9 protein-coding genes are annotated in these 25,023 nt (G+C 33.5%); all 9 read right to left on the bottom strand.

Translation table 11 applies throughout. From position 1 onward, the window contains the following. Positions 1 to 4: 4 nt before the first annotated feature. Complete coding sequence (locus EV143_RS14145) at positions 5 to 5,488, bottom strand: EndoU domain-containing protein (RefSeq protein ID WP_133508593.1); 5,484 nt, start codon at positions 5,486 to 5,488, stop codon at positions 5 to 7. 53 nt (positions 5,489 to 5,541) lie between these two features. Next, on the bottom strand, positions 5,542 to 8,010 hold the full coding sequence (locus tag EV143_RS14140; RefSeq protein WP_133508592.1) for a hypothetical protein: 2,469 nt from the start codon (positions 8,008 to 8,010) through the stop codon (positions 5,542 to 5,544). 88 nt (positions 8,011 to 8,098) lie between these two features. Continuing rightward, positions 8,099 to 12,997: a T9SS type A sorting domain-containing protein gene (locus EV143_RS14135; RefSeq protein ID WP_166638159.1), complete on the bottom strand. Its 4,899-nt coding sequence runs from the start codon at positions 12,995 to 12,997 to the stop codon at positions 8,099 to 8,101. 22 nt (positions 12,998 to 13,019) lie between these two features. Continuing rightward, positions 13,020 to 14,294, bottom strand: coding sequence for a hypothetical protein (locus EV143_RS14130; RefSeq protein ID WP_133508590.1), 1,275 nt, complete (start codon positions 14,292 to 14,294; stop codon positions 13,020 to 13,022). Beyond that, a complete protein-coding gene (locus tag EV143_RS14125; protein ID WP_133508589.1) occupies positions 14,281 to 15,573 on the bottom strand; it encodes a hypothetical protein in 1,293 nt (430 codons plus the stop codon). The genes EV143_RS14130 and EV143_RS14125 overlap by 14 nt, the downstream gene beginning before the upstream one ends. After that, the gene (locus tag EV143_RS14120; protein WP_133508588.1) at positions 15,557 to 16,849 is read right to left on the bottom strand and encodes a SprB repeat-containing protein; all 1,293 of its coding nucleotides are present in this window, start codon (positions 16,847 to 16,849) and stop codon (positions 15,557 to 15,559) included. The genes EV143_RS14125 and EV143_RS14120 overlap by 17 nt, the downstream gene beginning before the upstream one ends. After that, complete coding sequence (locus EV143_RS14115; RefSeq protein WP_133508587.1) at positions 16,833 to 18,158, bottom strand: hypothetical protein; 1,326 nt, start codon at positions 18,156 to 18,158, stop codon at positions 16,833 to 16,835. Before EV143_RS14115 ends, EV143_RS14120 begins: the two co-directional genes overlap by 17 nt. 49 nt (positions 18,159 to 18,207) lie before the next feature. Further along, positions 18,208 to 20,283 carry a fibronectin type III domain-containing protein gene (locus EV143_RS14110; RefSeq protein WP_133508586.1) on the bottom strand — a complete coding sequence of 692 codons (2,076 nt, stop codon included), beginning with the start codon at positions 20,281 to 20,283 and terminating at the stop codon, positions 18,208 to 18,210. Between the two features lies 1 nt (position 20,284). After that, on the bottom strand, positions 20,285 to 24,976 hold the full coding sequence (locus EV143_RS14105) for a hypothetical protein (protein ID WP_133508585.1): 4,692 nt from the start codon (positions 24,974 to 24,976) through the stop codon (positions 20,285 to 20,287). Between the last annotated feature and the right edge of the window lie 47 nt (positions 24,977 to 25,023).

Raw genomic sequence — 25,023 nt, 5'->3', positions numbered from 1 at the left:
TTTTTTAGTATTTCGGGTTCTTTATTAATTGTCCTAAAGCATTCGGTTGAAATTCACTATCAGGAAAAGCTGTTGCAAATTTGCCATCTGTTTTTATTATCCCTACTCTTACACCTTTATATGTATCGTATATAGATACTCCATCAGCTAAAGCATTATAGGCAGATTGATTGTTTTGAATAACATATTTTGAGGCAGCATCAATTTCCTGCTTTGTCCAACTAGTCGGAAACCAAGATTGACCGACACCAGTTCTTTTACCTGCAACATCATGTGTAGGTATATTTCCTGTTCTTACCCCGTTATCAAAAGTATGTTCAATATTATATTGCTTGCCCGTAGCCTCTAAATAATCAATATTACTTTGTCCATGACCTCCACCAGCCATTTTACCAGATTCTAAAGATGCACTTGGGTTGCTTGGATTTTTAAAATCTCCTATGTCAGCGTGCGTAAGCGGATCGTTTGAAGCGTAATAGTATTTATCAAACCCTTCGGGGTTACCTTTTATTGTTCCATCTTTCCATTTATTTAGTAATCCTTTTTTAGGATCGTTCAATGCAGCCAATATATTATCTGGTGTTTCTTTAGGAAAATTACGCATGAACTTATTCTTAGTAACATCATCTAACGCATTAAATTGATTTTTTAAGTAAGAATAACCTTTTGTATTTAATAAATTTGCAAAATCTTCTAAAGCATTTCCGGCTCCTCCTAGAACTACTTTCTCACCATTTTCAATCCCAGCAGTTCCTTTAGGAATCTCTGACTCAGAAAGAGTTTTACTTATATTACCTGGCGAAAACTCTTTGCAAGCACCTTCTCCTCTTATAGCACCATTTTCAAAAACTGTTACGGCACCTTCCCATGCGGTAACCTTGCTGGTACCGCCTAGCTTGTTGACTAGATTCTGAGCGGAATTTAAATCACTACACGAAAGTAAAACAATATTCTTGTTTTTCAAATTATTTTTTAAGAGCCAATAAGCTAGTGCCTTGTGGTTCATAACGACATCAGACATGCCATTTCTTACTACACTGAAGGTTTCTCCACTACCGTGTACAATTACGTACACTTTGTCTCCTGCATTCCCTATTTTTGAAAGGTATTGTTGGGCTTTAGTTACATCATTTGTACCTAATGATACTACATTTTTAGGAAGCTGTTCTACATCATCAACTACACTTGCTAATATTGTTTCATTTGTAGTAACATCATCGGTTAATGCTACAATTTCATCTAAATTACTAGTTACTACATTACTTGTTCTTTCAACAGTAGAAAGTCCTTTTGTAATTGGTTTAATTATTTTTCCTGTTCCAAATACAGCTATTTCAAAACCTAAATTTGTAACTCTATTTAAGGTTTGACATATTTTTGCAAATTCTACTGCCTCTATCCCTAAACGTGCTGCTACAACAGCCGAGTATTCTCCTAATGTTAGCACAACTGGTACGACCATCATAGTCAATCTGCCATATCGCCACGGGTTACCTTTGGTTATAAATATACCGTAGAGGTTATGTGCTGCTTCTTTTACTTGTTTATATTTTTCATAAGCAGCGGGGTTTATTACAACAGATATCAAATCTTGTTGTGTAATGGCCTCATTGTTAGCTAATTTTTTAGAAATCTCAAAAATATTCTTCATTTGTTGCAGATAACCTTTGGGTTGCTCTATCAACGAATATTTTACAAGTCCTACGCCTAATTCTTTTAGACCTCCTAGTAATTGAGGAATATCTAATGTTTGACAAAACTCATATAAAAATCCAGCTAAAAAACTGTCTTTATTATTTTCTTCTCCTAAACTACATTCGACAAATGATTGAAGGGAATAATATACTTTAAAAATGATACTTTCTACTCCTTCGGTATTAAAATTAGGGTTGTCTTTTTTCTTTTGGGCTATTTTGGCTTCAACAAGGTTAGCTATACAAACATTTCCTACTCCTATTATACTTTCTATATTAAATACAGCTTTAGTAATTGTACCATTAGCATCAACCTCAACTTCGACAGCTGCTCTTTTAGCATTTATTTCTGCTTGGTAGGCTGCATCTGCCTCTCCTTTTTTAGAAGAACCCTTTGGATAGGTAATGACCTTGATACCTTTACCATAAACTTCGGATAATGCCGTAAAAAAGCTATCTAATTTTGATTTATTATCACTTGATATATTTATTACTTCTCCATCCAATTTATATTCTGCATAGACATAACCTCCAGAAGTATTTCCAGAAGTATTACTTCCAACGCAGCCTAATGTGCTAGAATATATTGCTAATTTATCTGCTTTGGCAATTTTATCAATTTTATCAATATAGCTATCTAAGCCTGCTTGATCTTGTTTAGGAATATAACTTTTAATTGCACCATAATTTGTTCTAATATATTTTCTATTATTACAAACTTCATTATTCTTATATATTAACCAAATAATAGCTTTATCATCTGATATGTTTACATAGTTTGAAGTAGGGTAATCAGCTCCAGTACCGTTTACCTTATATGTGTTACTTTTAATATTCCAAATATAATTTACAATAACATTATTTTCTGTACTTTCAAAACCTCCAAGCATTCCTTCAGCGACTTTTGGAACTCCTTCACCAGTTAGTACAGTGTTTTCATTAGTTTTTACAAATCCCCAATTTGGAGTAATTCCATAACCACCAGCCAATGCCCCGGAAGAACTCTTTTGAAACCCATAAAACTTCCAACCACCGCTATGAATAATATCCCAATCATTATGAGACAATACAGTGCCGGCTCCATAATCCATTAACAGATTAGTTTTACCTGATTCGGATTTAGTTGAGAAAGGATGTTTAAGACCAAAAATACCATGGCCTAATTCGTGAGCAGCAGTTTTTAAACTATTGTCAAATACAAAAGCATACTGACCTCCAAGAGGCATAAAACCGTCATAGCCATTTTGACCACTTTTTCCAGTATATAAAACATAATATGTTTTTTCATTATATTTAAAATCAGCAATTGATTCTATCTGGCTTATTATATCATTCTGACCGCCAGTGTATACATTGAATACATCGCTATCACCGCATTCTATTTCGTTTGGCAATTTACCAATAGTAACTTTTTGAGTAGTGACATCAAATTTTACTCCTACTTTGTTATATACTTCATTTAGGAAAGCCGTTGCTTTGCTGTCTGTTGGCGTAACTGCTCCGTTTACACTTAAAAGTGTTACGCTTATAACGGTTTTTTGAGGTAGCTGCCAAATATTTACCTTACCTGCAACATCTGATTTACCATCAATCGTTTTGGTTGCGTCTTTTGGATCTTTTTCTTTAGCACCATTTACTGTTGCAATAATACTTTCTTTAGCGAAATTAAGCGTTTTAGTAAGCGTTATTTCTGCTTTAGTATTACTTGTCCATTTTGCCTCGACTTTTGCGCCTGAATTTGTTTTAAAAACGATATCATCTTTTGTTTTTCCGTTTTTAAAACTTGCTTCAGCAATAATAGTATCAGAACCATCTAAATCAGAAACGGCTTTATAATTAACATTATAATCACTGCCGCCTTTAACTGGAATTACTTCATAAGTTGCCTTTAATTTTTGAGAACCCATATCCGGTTTCTGATCAAAAGCATATTTACCAGGACCATCTTTAAAGGTAATAATTACATCAGATGAAGATATTTGTGCAACTTCACCGCTGCTTGAGACGCCATTTGTATTTCCTGCAATTGCTTTACCTCCTGCAGCAGGATTAGAAATAGTTGGTTCTCCTTTACCATTTGCGGGAATATTAACTGTATTTCCTTTACTATCTGTGTATACCTGATCGTATACAGATTTTGCAATTGTAGATGTTTGCCCATCTGCTCCGATAATAGTTGTACTTCCATCAGGATTTAATGTAGCTGACCTTACTTCATAATCAAGTTTACCTTCTACAGGTTTTCCATCACTTCCTAAAACATCAGTAAGAATTTTATCTCCGTCAGCAATGTTCTTCCAATCAGGATCGTAACTAGCCACAATCTCTCCAGAAATTAATTTAAAATCAGTATTTACACCAATATTATTAAACGTGATTCGGATACGTGAAAATTGACCAAGATTAATTTTATCTCCACCTAAAGCATCAGCTGCATCAATTAGTTTTCTGAATTTTTCTAAGAAGGGTAGGGTTACATATCCTTCTCCGGTAAAGTTTCCGTTGCTTCCTGTAGCTTTTAAGACTACAATTGGAAAATCTCCGGCTGTTACAACATCATTCGGGAAAAGTTGCGGTAACGGTGTTTTATTCGCCAAATCTTTAGGATCTGGTTTTATACCACAACCTGCAAATGCAATTTCATCTTTGGCAAGTGTTGTAAATTCATGAATTGTACTGTGTGTATATTTACCAACATCGCAGGAAGCTCCTACTGTATATTCGTAAGTTGCATTAGGTTTTAAATTGCTAATGGTTATCGATTCTCTGGGAGTTACAACTTTGTACCACTCTGAGTTTGCATTTTTTTCGCGATAATTTACCTGATAATCAAAATTATCAATGTTACCGCTCCAGCTTACTTTTGCCTGATCTTCGCTAACTCCGGTTGTTGTTATCGATAAGGGTGATGTACAAGAGACTTCGTAGTTAAAAGAAAAAATTTCGCTGTAACCGTTATTTTTAAAAACACCAATTTCTTCTGCACCCAAAATAGCTTTTGCTTTTATACGCCAGGCATATTTTTTCCCGGGAATAAGTTGAGGTTGACTCATTCCATACTGAAATGTAGTATTTCTTGTGGTCGTTGTATATAAGGGTGGTGAATAGGCAAATGCATTTTGTACCGGTGTATAATTATCCCAAATTTCAACCAATGAAAATTCATATTCTACATTGCTGACATTAATACTCCTTGGTGTCCAGCTAAATATAATGTTTTGAATATTTGACTGCATTATTGAAGCATTATTCAAAGGCAGGTTTAAGAATGGAGGTTCATTCTGAAATATGATAGTAGTTACATTTGTTTTCTTAGACAGTTTTTTGTTTGTAGCAAAATCATATACTTCAACAGAAAAATTGTAAATACCTTCAGGTAATGGCTGCGCATACTGATTTGGATTTAAGCCTAATATATTTTGGAATTCAAAATAAGGAGCTAAATCAACATTGGTAAGCTGCAGCGGAAAACCTCCTTCAAGATATAAGGGTCTTGCGCCTACAACAAAATCATTTGTAGAAAACGAAATAGAATTTCCCTGGAAATAAAATTTCAATCGAACTTGTCTGTTAGATATCGTTAAATCGTTTAATACCAGCTGTATTTTTATCGGACTATTTATCGTAGTTGCATCAGCATAATTGCTTAGATAAATAGGAGAGGGCTGCGTGATCTGTGTACTTATGGTAACAGGAAAGGTTTGTGCGTAGCCACTCAATCCTATTAAAGAGCATACAAGAAAAACAAGTAGGTGTAGTTTTTTTAGCATTTTGGGTAATTGTGGTTTATCCATTATTTTTGGTATTAATATCTTATGATGTCTTTCGACTTTATTTTCTAAAGTTTTTATTTCTGAATATGTTTTAAATCAATATCATCAATTGTGGCATTTTTAACTGCCAGATTATGATAAAATGGAATCATTTTTATTTCAATAGCTTCTACTATTTCAACTGCTGATTTTTTATCTTTTATTAATTTAAAAGCTTCTTCGATTTCTTGTTTGCTAAAATCAGCTGCGTATTGGTTTTTCTGAATTTCAGTCGCCGGGATTTTGGACAAAGCCGAAATTTCCTTCATCATCCATCTGTGATGCATTAGCTGATCACGGCTATTATCACTTCTTTCCACCAATCTCAAATACGATTTATAAGCTGATTTATCCATAATATCAGCTTCATTTTTACCATTTAACGGATGACTATTTACTCTTCCAATCGCAATTACGTAAGCATTTTCAAGACTTTCATCTTTAGTCGAAATTTCTTTTTCCAGTTTTTGAGAAGCTTCAGCCAGATATTCGTTGTATTTTTTTAATGTTTCTGCTTCAGAATCATACGCTTCTAAATAATCCAATACTTTATCTTTAAACTGTTTTTCATCAGGAGTTAAAGTTGATAATGTTAACAGATGTTCCAGATTAGTATCTTCTTCAGCAGGCAATGGATTTAAGGCCAGTTGCATATCTTTTAATTGTGTTGTAATTTCATCACGCGTACCTTCAAATATTTTTCCGTTAGAACTTATTTTTAGATTTGGTTCTCCATTTAATTTTAAATCTTCTTCCGTTCTTGGTTCTCTTTTAGGACGTAATTTTATCTTGTCAAAAGAATAAGTGTAGGTTAATGTACCAGTTAAGTCGTTATTTTTTTGAGTCGAAGTACCATTTGAAGAATTACTGAACAATGAAATAATTCCCATATTGAAATTATGTTTCTGCAAATAGATATAAGAACCGTTTACTCTAAAATTGATAATATCGTTTTGCTTATCTCCATTGTTATAACTTGTGTTGTAGCTTGTTGATGCTGAAGTTGTGAATTTTTTATCGAAAAATAACTTCGTAGCGCCAATTGTTGGACCAATAATAAAACTTTTATTGTCGTCGGTTTTTCCGTATGTATTATTTATCGCAGCGTTAATATTCAAATCTTTTTCAGGATATCCAATACTATATGAAATGCCGGAGTTGTAATAAGTGCTCGCACCACCTGCAATTGTTTTTCCTTGTTGCTGATTTACGGCATCTTGCATCGAAAAGTTAGCATTAATCGATTTTTTTATGCGCTTGTCACTCTTTAATAAATAGTTTACTGCAAGCGAAGCATTTTGATTGACTTGCCTGAAATTTAAAGTATCCAGATAATCAAAATCAGAAACCTGATTAATATAATCAAACTGATTTCGACTGTTGGTGTAAGACTGGAAATTAGAATAATTGATATTAAAATTTAGTTTTTCATTGGCTCTATAATCAATTGTAAGTGCTGAAACTAAACGTTTCATCTGACTTTCTTTTTGTTTATCGAGATTGTCTTTTTGCAATCCTAAATTTACAGAGATAGAAACTTTGTCTTTGTATAAAGATTGAGAAGCATTTACCGTAATATTTTCTAAGTCATTGTTAAAATAATATCCGCCTAATGTTCTGTAGTTAGGATCAATTCTTTCATATCCTAAACCTAGAGTTCCTTTTCCGGCTGGATATACCAATTGACCTTTGAAAGCATTATAACTTGCTGTTGTGTTGTTTGGGCTTAAAAACAAAGCCGCAACTCCTTTTGCTTTTGTTCCATCGCTTGTTCTGGTATCTTCGGTAATGCTACTGTTTGCAAATTCTGTAAAGACTTGTAGTTTTTGAAAAAGCTTAAAATTTGTTTCAAAACTTACTGTTGCATTTTCTTTCGGAGAAACACCTAATTCAAATGGAATTGGATTTGATATAGAGTTTATTTCATCTTTTGCCTTAAAAAAAGTAAGGCCAAGCGTTATTTCTTCTAATGCATAATTTGTTTTAAATCCATATCCGAATCTTTTATAAGTGGGAAGTATTGTTGGATAAACACTATTGTATTCGCTGTTTTTTATCAATCGACCGTACATCGCACTAATTTTAAATTTTCCTTGTGGAGTTAAGTCGACTCCAAAACCAGAAAATTGATGCCCGCTCAAGGTATAAGGAGAAAATGTCATGCTAACATCACCAATATGTGCAGTAATCCATTTATAAGAAGGATGTATGCTCAAACGGTTCATTAGTACAGGTTTTTCATATCCGAATTTTTGATTGGTGTATGAAAACGATAATGGAATATTGTATAATCCGGCTATATTAAAATTAATATTTCCGTTTAAAAAATAGCTGAAAGGTTCTCTGGCAGCATTTCCTGAATAAAATACAGTATTGGCAGATGCTCCTCCGGATACATTTACCAATTTTGCTTTACCAACTTCCTGAACATTAAAGTTCTGCGAAAACCCAAATGCACTTACAAAAAGTAATATTATATTAAAATTTAATCTTTTTAAAATCATCTTTGTTATGATATGAGAATCAAATCAGCAGCTATTTTCTGCTGATTGATTTTCATTATTAATTGATACTTACTCTGAAAAACACAACTTATTTGATGATTATTTTTCTCAATTTAGTGCCTTGTTGAGATTCAAACAAAACAAAATAAACTCCTGAAGGAAGACCATTTAAACTAAAATTGAAAGAGTAATTGTCTTTGCCTTCCTCATATTTAGAGTCTATTACCTGATTATTGCTTAAACTGTAAACTTTGATGTGGCCTGGCATTATTTTATCCAGAGTAACATCTACAGTGAATTTTCCGTCAGATGGATTTGGATAAATCTTTAAATCAAATTTTTTCTGAGAATCTGTATTATCCGGATTTTCGTATTCTCCTTCTGTAACCATTACGGTTTTGGTCTGAGTGGCAACGCAATTTCCTTTTGTTGTAATTATCGTAATATCATGTTCTCCAAGCTGATTAAAACTTATTTCAGCATAATCTTTATCTTTTGAAACTACAGTTGCGCCAGCTGGCAAAATCCATTCGACAGTATCAGGAATAGGATTACTGATATCTACAATTATAATTTTTTCATTTAAAAAGGCTTGCGATGAAACAGCAAATTCAGCACTAATAGCAGTGCTTTGACTCGATATTTTGATGGTATCGGTAGCTTCACATCCTAATTTATTCGTTACAATAACGGTATAATTCGCAGGTTCAGAAACCGTAATCATAGCATTAGTACTTTTAAAACCTTTGTCTGATGTCCATGAATACGTTGCTTGATTATCAGCAATAGTAGCATTGATTGTTAAGGTCTGATCAAAGCACAACGTTACATCTTCACCAAGATCAATTACATCTTTTGGTGGATCTACAATTGTATACGTTCTTGAAATAATACAGCCTTTAGCATCTTTAATTTCGATTGAATAAGTTCCTGCTTTAGCGTTGCTTAACGTATTTGATGTTTCTCCTGTATTCCATAAATAAATGTATGGTGCAGTTCCTGCAATTGTCGTTACAACGATTGTAGCATCTGAACCTGCATAACAGGTTGGAATTTTTATGTTTTCTGATGCATCTAAATGTGCCGGAGTTGTAATATTTATGCTTTTATTGATTGTACATCCGTTTTTATCGGTTACTACTAATGAATAGTTTCCTGGAACCACATCAATTAAATTAGGCGTTTTTGCACCTGTATTCCATAAATAGGTGTAAGGAGCAGAACCTTCTGAAGCATTTGAAACAATAGTCCAATCATTACCATCTCCACAACGAACATATTCTGCAGAAAGAGAATTAGTTAATAGGGTAGGTTCTGTGATTGTAATATTTTGACTTTGAATAGATTTATCAAAAGAATCTGTAGCAATGACATAATAGGTACCTGCTTTTGCATTTATTAAAGTTTCTGCCTGACTCACTATAACAGATGGATTATTTACTTCATACCATTTATAATAATAACCAGGAAGACCGCCAGAAGTAAGCGCCTTTATACTGGCAGTTGCATCGCCGTGGCATTGTACGGTGTTTATTTGTACAACGTTAATAAATAACGGATCAACTTTGTCTAAATCTCTTGCTACAATCGAACATCCATTTGCATCTGTAACACTTATGAAATATTGCCCTGCATAAATATTATAGATGCTGGTATTTGAAGCTTTATTATTATCTGTATAAATCAAATTCATATTTTGATCATACCACTGAAAATTATAATTTGGGGTACCTCCCTGAACTGTTACAGCAATACTTGCATCATCAACTCCCTGACCTGACGGAGGTGTTTTAACTACTTTATTTATAGCTAATACTTCGGGTTCAGTTATTACAAAATTCTGAGTGGCAGTACAATTATTAGCATCTCTTACGGTAACTGAATAATTACCTGCAAAAAGATTGCTTATAGAATTAGGATCTGCATCTGAAGTTTTACTCCATGTAATTGTGTGTATTCCTGTACCACCGCTTGTTGTGATATGAATTGATCCGTCTTGCTGATTTTTACATGAAACATTTGTTTGTGTAAAATTGATTTTTACCGGAGTAGGTTCTTTTACGATTACTTTATTTGAAGTATAACTATTTCCAAATCCGTCTGAAACTTCTAAGAAATAATTTCCTGCAATTAATGCTTCTGTTGGATTAGTAGTTGATACTATTACAGAAGGATTAAGTTCATTATACCATTTATAAATATAATTTTTATCAGCATCGGCAACTCCTATAGGAGCACCTCCGCTTATTGTCGCTTTTAAAACAGCTTCTTTGTAACCAAAACATTTTATTGATTCGGTTTCATTTATTGCAGTAATCAAAAGCTTGTCTGGCTGTATTAAAGTATATTCCTTAACTATAGTACAATTATTAGCATCTGTTACAGTCAGTTCATAAGTACCAATTGCTAATTGATCTAATAAACTTTTGTTTCCAATAATTGTTGCAGATCCTTTTACTCTCCAGGCATATGTGTAAATTGGCGTTCCTCCTGATATTAAAACTTCTATGCTACCATTTTTGGTTTCAAAACCACTAAGGTTTTTAACTTCAATATCTTTTATTGCTAACGGAGCATTTGGTTGTGTAATTGTGATGTTGTCTAATGAAATCTCACAATTATTTTTATCTTTAATTAAAACACTATATATTCCGGATGTTAAATTGTTTAAATCTTCTGATGTAGCATAAACTGCTTGTTGAGCATCTTTTTTCCATGCAAATGTATAAGGTAAAGTTCCTCCAACGATATTAATATCAATTGTTCCGGTTTGATTTCCGTAACATAAAACATTAACTTTATTTGCTAATGAGACGGTTAATTTGTCTGGCTGAATTAAATTTAAAATTGAAGAAGTCTTTTGAGCCCCTTGAGAATCTGTCACAACTACTTTATATTGTTCTGCACCTAAATTTGTAATTGTATTTGTGTCCCCTCCAATTATATCTCCTTTACTGTTGTACCATACATAATTATATCCTAAAACTCCACCAGATACATTGGCTTTGATTTCACCATTCAAGTCTCCATTACATAGAATAGATTTTGTTTCTTGTACAGTCACAATTAATTCAGGGTTTTGAGTAACTATAAAACTTCTTGTAGCAATACATCCTACATTATCAGCTACTCCCGCTTTTGCGTCTCGTACTTCAAGAATATAAGTTCCTGCTTTTAAGCCAGCGATATCTTTTGTGGATTTAATAAATAAAGGATCAAGATCATAAGTCCATTTATATGAATATGTACCGTTTCCACCTGTTACAGGGGCCAATTTAATTTCACCTGTATATTGTCCAAAAATGGCAACGTTTGTTATTGTCGCATTCGGAATAATAATAGCAGTAGGAGCAATGACAGTAAAATTTACCTCTGTAGAACATTGTAATTTATCCTTGATAATTACTTTATAAACTCCGGCAGAAAGTGTATTTAAGCTAGAAGTTGTAATCGTAGATAACAAAATACCATCCTTAAACCATTCGTAAGTATATACACCGCTATTTGGAGTTCCACCGGTTGCTGCAATAAAAGCAGTTCCGTCATTTCCTCCAGCACAATTAACACTTGTAGAAGTAAATGTTGCTGAAAGTGGTTGAGCAGGTTCTGTTAATTCATAATCAGCATAAACATCAGGATTAACATGATCCTGAACTCTGATGCGATAGAATCCTGTTTGCTGAAGAGTTAATGTTGGATTTGTTTCATTAATTAAAGGAGTTGCTATTGTGCCATTCATTTCATACCATTGATAAGCATAGTTTCCAAAACCACCAACTGCTTTAATTGTTATACTACCACTTGCATCACCTTTACAATAAATATCTACTTTGTTTAAAAGTATAATACCTAGCGCATCGAGCACCATTTCTGGGCTTTCTTGAGTACAACTATTACTATCTGTAACAATAACTTTGTATTTTCCGTTTGTTAATCCTGTTGTCAAACCTGTTGAACTATTGGTATTTGGAGTAAAAGCGCTTCCATCTTTTGTCCATTGATAAGTGTACGGAGAAGTACCGCCAGTTGCAGTAATTTTTATGGTTCCATCACTAGAAAGAGGAGTAGAAGGTTGTGTCTGTATTATTGGATTAAAAATTAATTCATCATTAGGTTCTGTTATGTTCACGTTACCTGTAATAGAACATCCGGGAACAGCAGCATCTGTAATGGTATATTTATACAATCCTGATGTTAATCCTGTTCTGTCTTTAGTTACTGGCCCATCATTCCAGCTCACATCATAAGATCCTGTCCCATTAGCAAGTGTCAGGAAAATAGCTCCAGTTGCATCTCCTTTACATTTTACATTTGTTATGGTTGGTGTTGCTGTTATAAGATCGTTTTGAATTAACTCTGCATAAGCAGATGCATAATTATCTCCACCATCTTTAATAGTAACTTTATAAAATCCTGCTTTTAGGTTAATTGCCGTTTGAGAATATTGATTGATCGCTACTGGATTTGCTCCTGCCAGATTATCTGTTTTAAACCATTCATATGAATAAGCACGAGTAATAGGTGTTGCACTATAGGGATAACCATCGCTTGGATTTGCAGTTAGAGTCCCCGTATTTTTATCATAACACGTTATTTTTTGTGGAGTTGTAATACTAACTAATAACGGCGCAGGCTCGTTAATTGTAAAACTTTGAGAGGTATTACATCCTTTAGAATCCCATACATTTACAACATATACTCCTGCTGACAGGGCATTCGGATTAGTCATAGAAAAAGAAGCTCCGTTTTTTGTCCATGTCTCTGTGTACGAAGGACCACTAAACGGTGTTCCGCCAGAAATTCCGTAACCGCTTATTTCCCCATTAGGTTGGCTATTTCCTTTTGCATTAACAGCTGATCCTAATATTTCTATTGCAGAAGGTTGTGTTATTGTTACTGCTCTTGATCCGTCCGGCTGAAGTGCTCCAACTTGCGAATAACCCAATAAACTAGTAAGGAATAATAATAGTAAGTAGTATTTTTTCATCATCATTTTGTATTTGGGTTGTTTATTTTTCTATACAGTTGTTTTTATCTGTTACTTTAATTTTATAACCAACTGCATTAGCCTTTAAGCCTGTAATTTTATAGTGTGAATTATCAATTTTAGAAGCAGTGGTTAAAACATTATCTACATAAAAATTATAAGGAGACTCACCACTTAAAATTTCAATATCAATTGTTGCATCTTCGTTTCCAAAACAAGTAGGTAAGGATTGACCAGTCACTTTAAATTGCATTTTTGCAGGATCATTATAAGTGAAACTTTGTGTAGAAAACATCGATCCACGCATTATTGTTCCTTTTTTTGCTTGATAACCTATCTCATAAGTTCTTGTGTTTTCAAGAGGACTAATGTTATAAAAGGTGTATTTTTTAGGATCAGCTGTATCAAAAACTACATTATTACGTTGATTACTTATAGCACCATTATTTTTATCCCTAATATATATGTAGACAAGTGTCTCATCGTTATCTAAGGGCCTGTCAAATGAAATCGCAACTTTAGGAATTGCATCCCCATTACAATTTGGAGCTTCATATTCTATATTTGTTACTACAGGAGTACAGGCAGAATAGTATAATATCAATGGAGTTGTAAAAGAAGTAGTTGCGTAACCTAATCTAAAATAAATTGGCTTGTTTATGTAATTAGTATGATTAACACCCAAAAGTTCCTGCATAGAAAATGTTGGGGTAGGAGTATTATTTGTTGCTCTTCCTGCAATTGTAGCTGGAACATCAATCCAAGTTACCTGATTATTTACTGAATATTGCCAATGATAAGCTTCCGCAGGAAAATTAGCAGGGAAACCCGCTAAACTCAGCGAAAATCCAGCACATATATTTGAAGGATCTGTTGTGTCTAAATTTTGTATTACCACATTTGGTTTAAAAGAATCAATATTTACCCCACCATTACAACCTCCTAATCCTAAATACCCGCCTTGCAGCATTTGAACAGCAGTCTTAGTAGCAGTGAAGTTGTTGTTACAATTAGTAGTAGACGAACCAAGCGCGACACAACTACTATGAAGTGAAAAACTAAAAGAGGAATAATTTGGTACAGCTGTAAAAGTTTGGCTTTCATTAACTTCCATGTTGTTTCCGCCATCGCCAAAAGATGTTATTATTGAGGTATTTCCTTTAAAATCCCAAGAATAACCAGCGGCATGACAACCATCAGACGAAGCGTCATAGTCAATTTTTATAGTATAGGTCTGATTATAGCCTTTTGTTATAAAGGCAAATAATAATATAAAAAGGAGCTTATAATTTTTCAATACAATCATTTTTATCTGTTACTTTAATTTTATATCCCAAAACATTTGCTTTTAAACCTGTTATTTTATAATGTAAGTTGTCAATTTTAGATGCTGTTTTTAAAACATTGTCCACATAAAAATTATAAGGCAATTCACCACTCAATATTTCAATATCAATTGTCCCGTCTTCAGAACCAAAACAAGTTGGCTGAGTTTGGCCTGTTATTTTAAATTGCATTTTGGCAGGGTCAATATACTGGAAAGGTTGTTGGGAAACCTGGAGGGAACCCATAGGCTGTCCGTTTAATCGTGCCTGATACTTTACCGTATAAAAGTTTCCGTTTTCTAATGCTTCCCCTAAATTTGGAAAGGAATATTTATACAAATTAGTTGCCGGATCTAAAATAAACGAGGTTACTAATGCAGTGTTTTGAAAACGTGGAGTAGTTTTTGCGGGATCCGTATTTACTACATATATAATGCTTAAATCCTCACCAGTTTTTAATTTTTCTTTAAAAAAGACTTCAATTTTCTCGATGCTGTTACCGTTGCATTTTGGTGCTTCATAATTAATGTATTGTGCTACTGGAGCACACGAAGAATATGTTATAGCTAAAGGCGTTGTAAAAGCTCTGGTTGTGTAACCTAATCTAAAATAAATTGGCGTATTCAAATAATTCGCATGATTAGCACCTAAAAGTTGTTGCATTGTAAATGATGGGGTGGGAGTATTATTCATGCCAGCCGGAACATCTATCCAAGTTGATTGATTATCTGTAGAATATTGCCAATGATATGCTTCAACGGGAAATCCTAAAGGAAAAGCTGCTAAACTTAATGAGAATCCTGCACACAATTTTGTTGGCGATGCAGTGTCTAAATTCTCGATACTGACATTGGGCTGGAAAAAGCTAACATCAACTCCTCCATTACAACCGCCCATTCCCAGATAGGCACCTTGCAGCATCTCTACAACAGTTTTAGTGAGTGTGTAACTATCAATGCAATCAATATCATCTTTACGGAGAGGTGTACAATTACTACTATGGGATAAACTAAAAGAAGTGTAAGTGGGAACAGTAGCGAAAGTCTGACTCTCATTAATATTCATACTATTTCCCCCCTTACTGAATGATCCAATTGTTACCATATTACCACTTAATTTCCATCCAAAGCTTGCAGCATGACAACCCGCACTAGACGCATCATATGCGACTTTGATAGTATAGGTTTGTCCATAGCTGCTGTAGATAACAGCAAATAATATAACGACAGTTATTTTAAAATACTTTTTCAATACAATCATTTTTGTCTGTTACTTTAATTTTATATCCCAAAACATTTGCTTTTAAACCTGTTATTTTATAATGGGATGCATCTATTTGTGTAATTTCGGATATAGGTTGTAAAACATTATCGATGTAAAAATTATAGGGATTTGCACCACTAAGAATTTCAACTTCTATAGATCCGTCAGTTCCTCCAAAACAAGTTGGCTGAGTTTGGCCTGTTATTTTAAATTGCATTTTTTTAGGATCATTATAGGTGAAATCCAAAGTGGAAAGCATTGAACCTCGTGCAATAGATCCTTCTTGTGCTTGATAACTAATTTGGTAAGTTCTGGTATCTTCTAATGGTGTAATATTGTAAAAAGTATATTTTTGAGGATTATCTATGTCAAAAACTGTATTTATGCGTTGATTACTTAATGCTCCATTATTTTTGTCTACAATAGAAATATAAGATAGATATTCAGTTGTATTTAATGGTCTGTTAAATGATACGGATACTTTAGGGATTTGGTCTCCATTACATTTTGGAGGATCATATTCTATATTAGTAACTATTGGAGAACATGCAGAATAAGTTAATGCTAGTGGAGTTGTAAAAGCTGTCCCAGAATATCCCAATCTAAAAAATATTTGTTTGTCCATATAATTTGCATGAGTTGCACCCAAAAGTTCCTGCATAGAAAATGTTGGTGTAGCAATATCATTTGTCTGTCTGCCTGACATAGTAGCAGGTACATCAATCCACGAGACTTTATTGTTTACAGAATATTGCCAATGATATGCCTCTTGAGGAAAACCTGCAGGAAAGGCTGCCAAACTTAGTTGAAAACCTGCGCAAACCTCTGTTGGCGTTGAAGTATCTAAATTTTTAATATTTACATTTGGAATAAATTTTGATATGTAAACACTACCATTACATCCGCTGGCTGATAAGCCTGCTGTTCCTTTAATTAAATTAACAGCAGTTGTACTGTAATTGAATTCATCATTACAATCTTTAGTAGAGGCACCTAAGGGAGTACATCCACTTGAAATTGATAAAGAGAAGGAAGAGTTTGCGTAAGTATCATAAACAACAGTTTTTAGAGGCACATTCATATTATTACCTCCTGAGCCGAAATCATCAAGCAAGACACCATCTCCGTAAAAACTCCAATTATAACTAGCAGCATGACACCCAGCACCGTTTGCACTGTATTTCAGAGTAATATTATAAGTTTGGCTATTGGTTTTAATAGCTAAGAATAATAAAATGAAAGTTGTTTTAATATACTTTTTCAATACAATCATTTTTGTCTGTTACTTTAATTTTATACTCTATTGCATTTGCTTTTAAATCTATTATCCTATAGTGTAAATTGTCAATTTTAGATGCTGCCCTTAAAACATTATCTACATAAAAATTATAAGGTGATTCTCCACTTAAAATTTCAATATCAATTGTTGCATCTTCTGCACCAAAACAAGTTGGCTGAGTTTGTCCCGTTATTTTAAATTGCATTTTTGCAGGGTCAATATACTGGAAAGGTTGTTGGGAAACCTGGAGGGAACCCATCGGCTGTCCGTTTAATCGTGCCTGATACTTTACAGTATAAAAGTTTCCGTTTTCTAATGCTTCCCCTAAATTTGGAAAGGAGTATTTATACAAATTAGTTGCCGGATCTAAAATAAATGAGGTAACTAATGCAGTATTTTGAAAACGTGGAGTAGTTTTCATAGGATCTGTATTCATTACATAAATAATGCTTAAATCCTCACCATCCTTTAATTTTCTATCAAAAAAAACTTCAATTTTCTGAATATTATCTCCTTTACATTGGGGCGCTTCATAATTTATATATTCTGCTACAGGCGCACATGATAAATAAGTTACTGCTACAGAATTTGTAAATGGCCTGTCTTGCCTATAGCCAAGTCTGAAGAATATTTGCTTGTCAAAATATTTCTCATGCTCATTACCTAAAATCTGTTGAATTGTAAATTGAGGTATTTGAGTATTGTTAATTTCAGACTGATCCATTAAATTTACCGCGTCTTTCCACGTTGCTTTATTGTCTAAGGAATATTGCCAATGATAAACTTCTTTTTGGAAACCAGCTGGAGATACAATTAAAAAATCTAATTGAGAGCCAGAGCATACAGTACTAATATTTGATGCCAGACTCATACCTATCGGTGTAAATTTTGTTGTCTTGTATCCTACAGGAAAACTCATATCTCCACTAGAAACGTTCCAATCCCAATCACCGGTTATTAATTGTACTATTGTTTTTTTAAAACTCTTACTATTCACAAAAACTTTTACAGGGTTCATACAATCTATTTGCTTTAAAAACATAGATATATCAATAGTTGATGCTGGAAGATTTGGTATTTTATCTATTGTAAATTCACTTAAGCCAGGAATAGTAGAACTAAAATTATGATCATTTGATCCAATACCGTATGCAAAAAAATAATAATCAAAGTGGCCATAAGTAATGCAGGAAGGAGCAGCGTTAGCTAAGTATCCTGTAGATTCCATATTAAATGACTGCCCATAAGAGCTGACAGATAAAATGACAATAAGCATCAAGTATATTTTTTTCATAATGGTTTTATTTCTAATATTCGTAATCGAAATATAGCATTTTCATAGATTAAAATTTAACAGTATAAAATTCCATTTGAGATGTTCTTCCGTCTTTAAATACAGCTCTGATACCATATTTATAAGTAGTGTTGATAGCAATTGTTGGGTCAGACAAGCGTTTTGTTTTTCCAACTACAACCTGAATTAATTGCAAAGGATCTTTATCTGATGCCTTATAAATTTCGAAACTATCGACAGTATTGTTTGAGTATTCCCAAGACAAATCGATAGTGTTCGTGATTTTATTAGCTTGCGCAAAAAATCCTTTTACAGATGGCATTACAGAATACTTAGGCACAAATAAATGTATTTCAGGTGAAGGATTAGATACTAATTTACTTTCATCTTTTGCAAAAATAGCGTACGTATAAGTATGCCCTTCAAGAGCAGTTTTATCCTGAAATTTTTCTTCTTTATCTTTTGTTTCTAGAACTAATTTCCATTCTTTTTGATCATCTTCTTTACGGTACAATTGATGTACTGCTACATCCTCGCTTTGACTATTCGCCCATTCCAGAAAAATTGCACCTTCTTTTATTTCATAATTCATAAAAACAGGTGAAGCAGGAGGAATTACATCTGGTTTTTTCAGGACTAACGTTTCTGAAAACTCGGACATATTGTAACGATAATCAACAGCAATAATTTTATAATATACTTTAGGATTTAAGTTTTTAATTAATACTTTATCCTCAAAAGTGTTTGGTTCACTTGGACTAATGGTTACCTGACTAAATTCTTCTTCGGCAACATTTCCTCTATAAATACGATATCCTAAAAGATCTTTTTCTTTATTATGTGTCCATGTAAGTTTTACAACTCCTAAACTGTCAATAACTCCTTTTAAACCAATTGGTTTGGCTGGTTGAATTGAGTCTACAGGTTGTACTAACATTGGAAAAGAGGTTCTGCTGTTTCCATTCTTACCAATCGCGGTAATAGTAAAATAATTGGTAGGTAGTAATTTATCGAAGACCACATTTCGCGATTTAGCAGGGATGTTTTTTATTACCGTTGAGTATTTATCGTCATCCTGTTCAGAACGCTTAAGCTCAAAACCTGAAATTTCATTATTACCTTCTTCAGGGAATTCCCAAATTAAATTTACAGTTGTATCATCTTTAAATTCTTTTACAGTAAGATGAGGTACATATTTTAATAAAGCCTTGCTTTTTCCAGTAACAATGTCAGAATAAGGACTAAGTTCTCCAAAAGGAGAAATCCCCTGAATTCTATAACTGTATGAAGTATTGTTTGCGATTGAATCTACATAAAAAATACGATTATTATTTGCATTTTTTTGATTCAAACTAGTATAGGGCTTATCAGTAATCCTTTCAAATTTCACTTTATCTGTCGAGCGTTCTATATAATAACTTCCGTAAGCGTGAGCTAATATTTTAAAATTCCAGCTTAGCATAGTGCTGTTATCTGTAAAATGTGCTGTAAAATCCATTGGTTTTGGCAACGGCTCATATTCTTTTAACCCTACAAATATTCCACCATAATCAATGCTTAATTCTGTTTCAGGCACATTTGATGAAATTCTGTATGCATACTTCTCATTTATTTTAGCAGTTGTATCTTCAAATCCCAAACCTGCTTTTTTTGCAATTTCAAAATCTTTATCAGCACTATATAAGGCAAAAGTAAAGCGTTGTTCCATTTCTTCAGAAAGGTTGACAATCGATTCTAAATTATCTTTTCCTGTTACAGTAAATTCTTCGCCATAAATTCCTTGTGCAACAATTGCTGCATTGTCATTGGTTTCAATTAGCTTTTCCCAAGTTTCCAAAGGCTCCGGTTTTAAAACTTTAGATAAAACAACTTTTTCAGGATTAGTTAGGGTTTTATTATCTCTGGTAACCGTGTACCTTTCCACAGAATATCCATATTTATTTAATTTTTTCCAGGCCAATGGATTTGTAACAGCCCAACGCAATAAAATTTTATCTTTTTGTACTCTTGCAATAACTTGTATTTCCGGTTTTTTTTCTACACCAGTAATCGTTTCTCCCTTATTTTGAGAAAAGCCGTTAGTTGTGAATATAAAAACAAGTATAATTAAAAATTTGAATTTCATGCTAGTTTAATTTGTTGAATGTAAAAGTTGAGCTTGTACCTAATTGGCCACCTGGTAGTACATAGTTCAATTTAATGTTATAATTACCTTGTTTGATATAAGGAAATTGTCCGTTTATAATGTAATTGTATTTTGTTATCATCGACTGATTTAGAGTATTCAGATATTTATTTACAACCTTATATCTTAAATTAACAAAATCAGCTTTGTAATAAAATGGAAGATTATATCGGTAAGGCAAATATTCTTTTAACATAAAACTATTTGGATTGTTTAAAATGTAATCCTGATACCATGCTAACACTTCGACTCCTCTTATCGGAGGAATTCCAAGTTTCACATCTGCTCTGTCTAGTGTTAAATCTGCTTCTAAAGGATATCCTGCATATATTAAAGGAAATATTTCATTTTTATAATAATTGTCATCCAATATTGCTTCTACATCTACTAATGGAATATTAAGTGTTTTGATATTTCCAATAATTTCGATTTCGTCAAAAGGTTCTGTTGAATTATTTAACGACTGTAAAGCATGTACATCAGAATAAATGATTTCTACCAATGTTTGTTTTGGTTTTTTGGCTGCTAATTTTTCTTTAAACGTATTATACTGGCTGGTATTAAACTTATATTGTAATAATTCTACACCTTCACCGCTTGTTACAGTTGCATTTAAAGTATTACTCTTCATCTCCACATTTACATTTTCTCCAAGATTTTGAGATTCGTAATTTTGAGATAAATTTGCATTAGCATCCGTTTTTGTTTCCAAAGTCATCAAAGTCATGTTATATGATTTTGATGTCTGTAAAACTGGCAGATCGATGCTAACCTTTTTATCAGCGTTATTATAACTTATTAAACCCGTAGCAGTATTATCTCCTGTTTTATAAAATGCCTGTTGTGACTGACCTGGTTTTAGCTCAAACAAATAAGGCTGTCCCTGTTTTAATACGATGTAAGCCTTTTTAGATTCATTCTGATAAACATATTTTTGATCAAAAACAGGATAAGAATAAGAAATATTATTTACAGGAATATTATTTGGTGCCGTGCCGGTCACGAAATTTCTTGTTTCAGTTTCTGTAGCAATCTGTCCGTTATCCATAACAGTTTTCCATGTTCCATTTACATATTCCTGAAAGCTTACTTTTACGGTTAACACTAAATTAGAGTTTGGTGGTAATACATCCGTAGATGTAAAGCTTAGTAAGTCCTTGGTTTGATTCCAGACCATTTCTCCAGGGATAGCAACACCATCTTTTTTAATAGTATATTCTTCCAGTTTTAATTTATAAGTCCTTACACCGCTATCTTCTTCAAGATTAAAATTTTTCTCAATAGGTACATTAAATCCAACTTGAGGAATTGTAAATACATCAACATCTTTTGCCGCTTCAGAAGGAGTTATATCAGCGATAGATTTTAATCCGCCTAAAGGTGCATCATTTACAAATTCGCATTGTTTTCCAAATTCCAGTTTAAATCTGAAACTACCTTTAATTGCTCCTCCCAAGATATCAAAATAACCTGCCATATAACCTCGAATCCATACCGGATTTGGTAGTTTTGCCTGTAATAAAACTGCACCCCCACCTTTCATGATTGAAATTTTCTTTCTAACAAAAAATAATTTAATATTAATCCCCATTTCTCCCTGCATATAAGCATATGACTGTCCGTTAGCATACCAGCCATCAATACCAATTTGCCCTGATCCTTTACATTGTGCCTCACCATAATCTTTCACCATGATATCAAATCCAAATCCACATTGAAAATTAGCATAGAACGCAAGAAATGTCATATTTCCTGTTTTTAGACTAAAATCTGATCCAAAAGCGAATCCTTTACCAGATGCAATACTATTTTCATCTCGCATATAATCGAGTGTAGCAACATCAACACCTAATAATGTAGCAACAATAGCAGGCGGAGGCGGACTTGCAGGAATATCATCTCCCATCATAAAATAACCACCAGCTTCCACTTCAAAAGATCCAATTGCTAGTTTTATTCCTAATCGATCAGTAGGAGTACCCGCGCGGACATACCATTTATCCGGACCAAAATGTAGCACAGCCCATCCGGCTCTGTTTCCTGACGCACGCCCTTGTATGAACCCCCCAGGAGTAGATATATATAAATCGAATGAACCGTGTAATGTCTTGGCTCTAAAGTCATATTCTATTGCAGCAAACGCATTAATACCCATAGAAGCTTCTACATCATTAGGATATAATTCTTGAGCTGCTTTTGATAAATCAGATGTTTTCAAAGCTTCAACAGCTATCTTACCCATTAAAGATTCATTTTCTGTCACCGCTTTTAAGGCATCAGTTAATTCACTTGCACCAGGAATTTCAAAAGTCTGCATAACGTGGCCTTCACCATAAATACTAATTCGGTTAATTCCTCCTTTGCTGTTAAAAGCAATTTCAAAACCTGCACCACCCCAAAAAGCATCGGCCGTTGCAGTTCCTGCAAATTTAATCATGGCTTTTACACCAAGACCTGAATCGATATCCGGAACATAATTAGATCCTGAAGCGGCAAATCGATTGCTGAAACCATCTTTTTTCATGTGGTAATAAGCACCACCACCAAAACCTTTAAACGTAATAGCTCCTGCCGGAATGTTTAAACCATCAACCATGGCATCAACATACCAGTATCTAAAATCTATAGATCCAAAAATAGCATTGGCTTCTACTTTAATACCTCCTGTAAAATCGCAGCTTAACATTCCCTTAAATCCTTTGCCGTAAACAGGATCATTATCCATAATGGTAATGCTTCCTTTTAATTTCATTCCACCTAAATCGGCACCAATAGAAATCTGTTCAAATTTAAGATGGTCGTATTTCCATTTCTGAATTCCTTTATCTCTATCAAATTTTCCAATGACATAAAATTTAGTCTGGCCGGTAAATTGATTTTCCATCATATTAATGGCAAGATCAACCTTCAGGCTGGCGCTTTCGTCAGTGGCAATTAAAGCAATTTCATTAATGGTTACCGGGAAATTACTAACACTTTGGTCTTTGCCCTGAATATTTTTATATCCAAAATAATCAGCACGGAAATATGGAGTTACTGTTTGTAGAATTAAATTTTCGAATATAATTCCTTTAAAATCAACTGTTTCCTTAGTATCTGCATTTGTTCCCGATTGGGCTTCTGCAGCGGTAACGGGTTTATTACTGGCTTTTAGAGATAAAGTCCCATATAAAACTGCCTTTGGTAAAAATTTACCATCTTTTACCTTTAACTCTATGTAAGAGTTCTTTTCAATAATGGCATTCGCCTTAAAGGCTTGAAAACATATACCGTTTGTTACCTGCGCATTTAAAAGATATTCATTGTTTACAGGATCAATTAATGCTTTATAAGCTAACTCTGAGCGTACGCCTCCATTACAACTTGCTGATTTTTCAGAAAGAGGTAAAAGAATATCTCCACCAAAACTTGCGGCAGTCAATGAATTTGCGACTAATGTTATACTAACCGTATCAAGAGACATTTGCCATCCTGATGCATCTCCTTCATCGATACCAATTAAGTTACTTCCGGAAAAAGTTCCGGAAACACCCATACGATCTATTAATAAATTGGTTGCTTCAAAGCGAATTCTTTCCTTGCTTTCTTTTTTCTTAAACTCTTCCGGTAAAACTATTTTAAGAGATTGTACATAAAGACCTCGCCAAAGATTTTCATTTCCGGGTACTAAATATTTAGTAGCATAGTCTTTTGGCCATGTTACACTTTGAGAATTTCGTAAATCGCTAAAGTCAATTACTGCTTTGTTTAATTCAAAACAAAAACCTTTTTTAGAAGCTAGTTGAAATTTTGGTAGTGATATCTCAATTAGAATATCGTTCCAGTTAGAAACAATAGTTTTAAAAGTCCCGGTAACAAGAGCAGGAGAAGGAAGCGCAACATATTCATTGTTTACTGGCTCTAAAAGATTTCTTGAAAACTGCACATCAGCAGTTATTCCAAGTTCCTTAAATCCATTACAATCAATAGTTACATAAGTTTGATTCTCAACTACTCCGGTCTTCATATTCATTCCGCCTTTCAGAATCAATAATAAATTCTCGCCGTTAATTTTGATAGGAACATCACCTAATAAAACCAGGTTAGTATCGCCAACTAAACCTCCTTTATGAGATAGTCTAATATTGTTTGCTCCAAAAAATAATTCCTTTGCTTTTCCGTCAGCACCGTGTTGTGGTATAATAATTCTAACGAAAGCTGTAAGTTCGGTATATTCAGGAGTGAATTTTGCATTACTAATTCCTAACATATATTGTATACCACCAATTGTCTTTTTGATACCAAGAGGCAGCATCGACAATTTTTTTGGTTCCAGTACATCTGTCAGGTTTCCGCTTTCGTCAATTTTAAGACAAGTCGCCATTGCGGTTTTTAAATCATCGCTGGTTTCGCCTGCAATAGGAAAATTCTTGCTTAGGTATTCATTCGTAAATTCACTTTCAGAATTTTGAATAAAATTGAACGAATTATTCTCAGGAAGAAAATTAGGTTTTGTATTGTTGTTTTTAGCTAATGAAAGTTTTTTCGAATTACTTATTGTATCTGTGTAAGTATTTGAAAAACAGTTTGAACTGATCGTAAATAAAACTAAAATGTATACGAAAGAGCGTAATCTAAGAGTAGTTTTTTTCAATGTCTTTGTAGGTTTTGGTGTGGTATTTGGTAATATTTTAATTAAAT

It is taken from the genome of Flavobacterium chryseum, assembly GCF_004362015.1.
In the GTDB taxonomy this organism is placed as follows: Bacteria; Bacteroidota; Bacteroidia; order Flavobacteriales; family Flavobacteriaceae; genus Flavobacterium.
Note: the sequence above shows the minus strand (reverse complement) of the source record. Positions and strands in the feature narration are given on the sequence as shown.

Excerpts from the sequence above, each read along its gene's own strand:
- EV143_RS14145 (WP_133508593.1), bottom strand. The coding sequence starts at position 5,488 with ATGGATAAACCACAATTACCCAAAATGCTAAAAAAACTACACCTACTT.
- EV143_RS14140 (WP_133508592.1), bottom strand. The coding sequence starts at position 8,010 with ATGATTTTAAAAAGATTAAATTTTAATATAATATTACTTTTTGTAAGT.
- EV143_RS14135 (WP_166638159.1), bottom strand. The coding sequence starts at position 12,997 with ATGAAAAAATACTACTTACTATTATTATTCCTTACTAGTTTATTGGGT.
- EV143_RS14115 (WP_133508587.1), bottom strand. The coding sequence starts at position 18,158 with ATGAAAAAAATATACTTGATGCTTATTGTCATTTTATCTGTCAGCTCT.
- EV143_RS14110 (WP_133508586.1), bottom strand. The coding sequence starts at position 20,283 with ATGAAATTCAAATTTTTAATTATACTTGTTTTTATATTCACAACTAAC.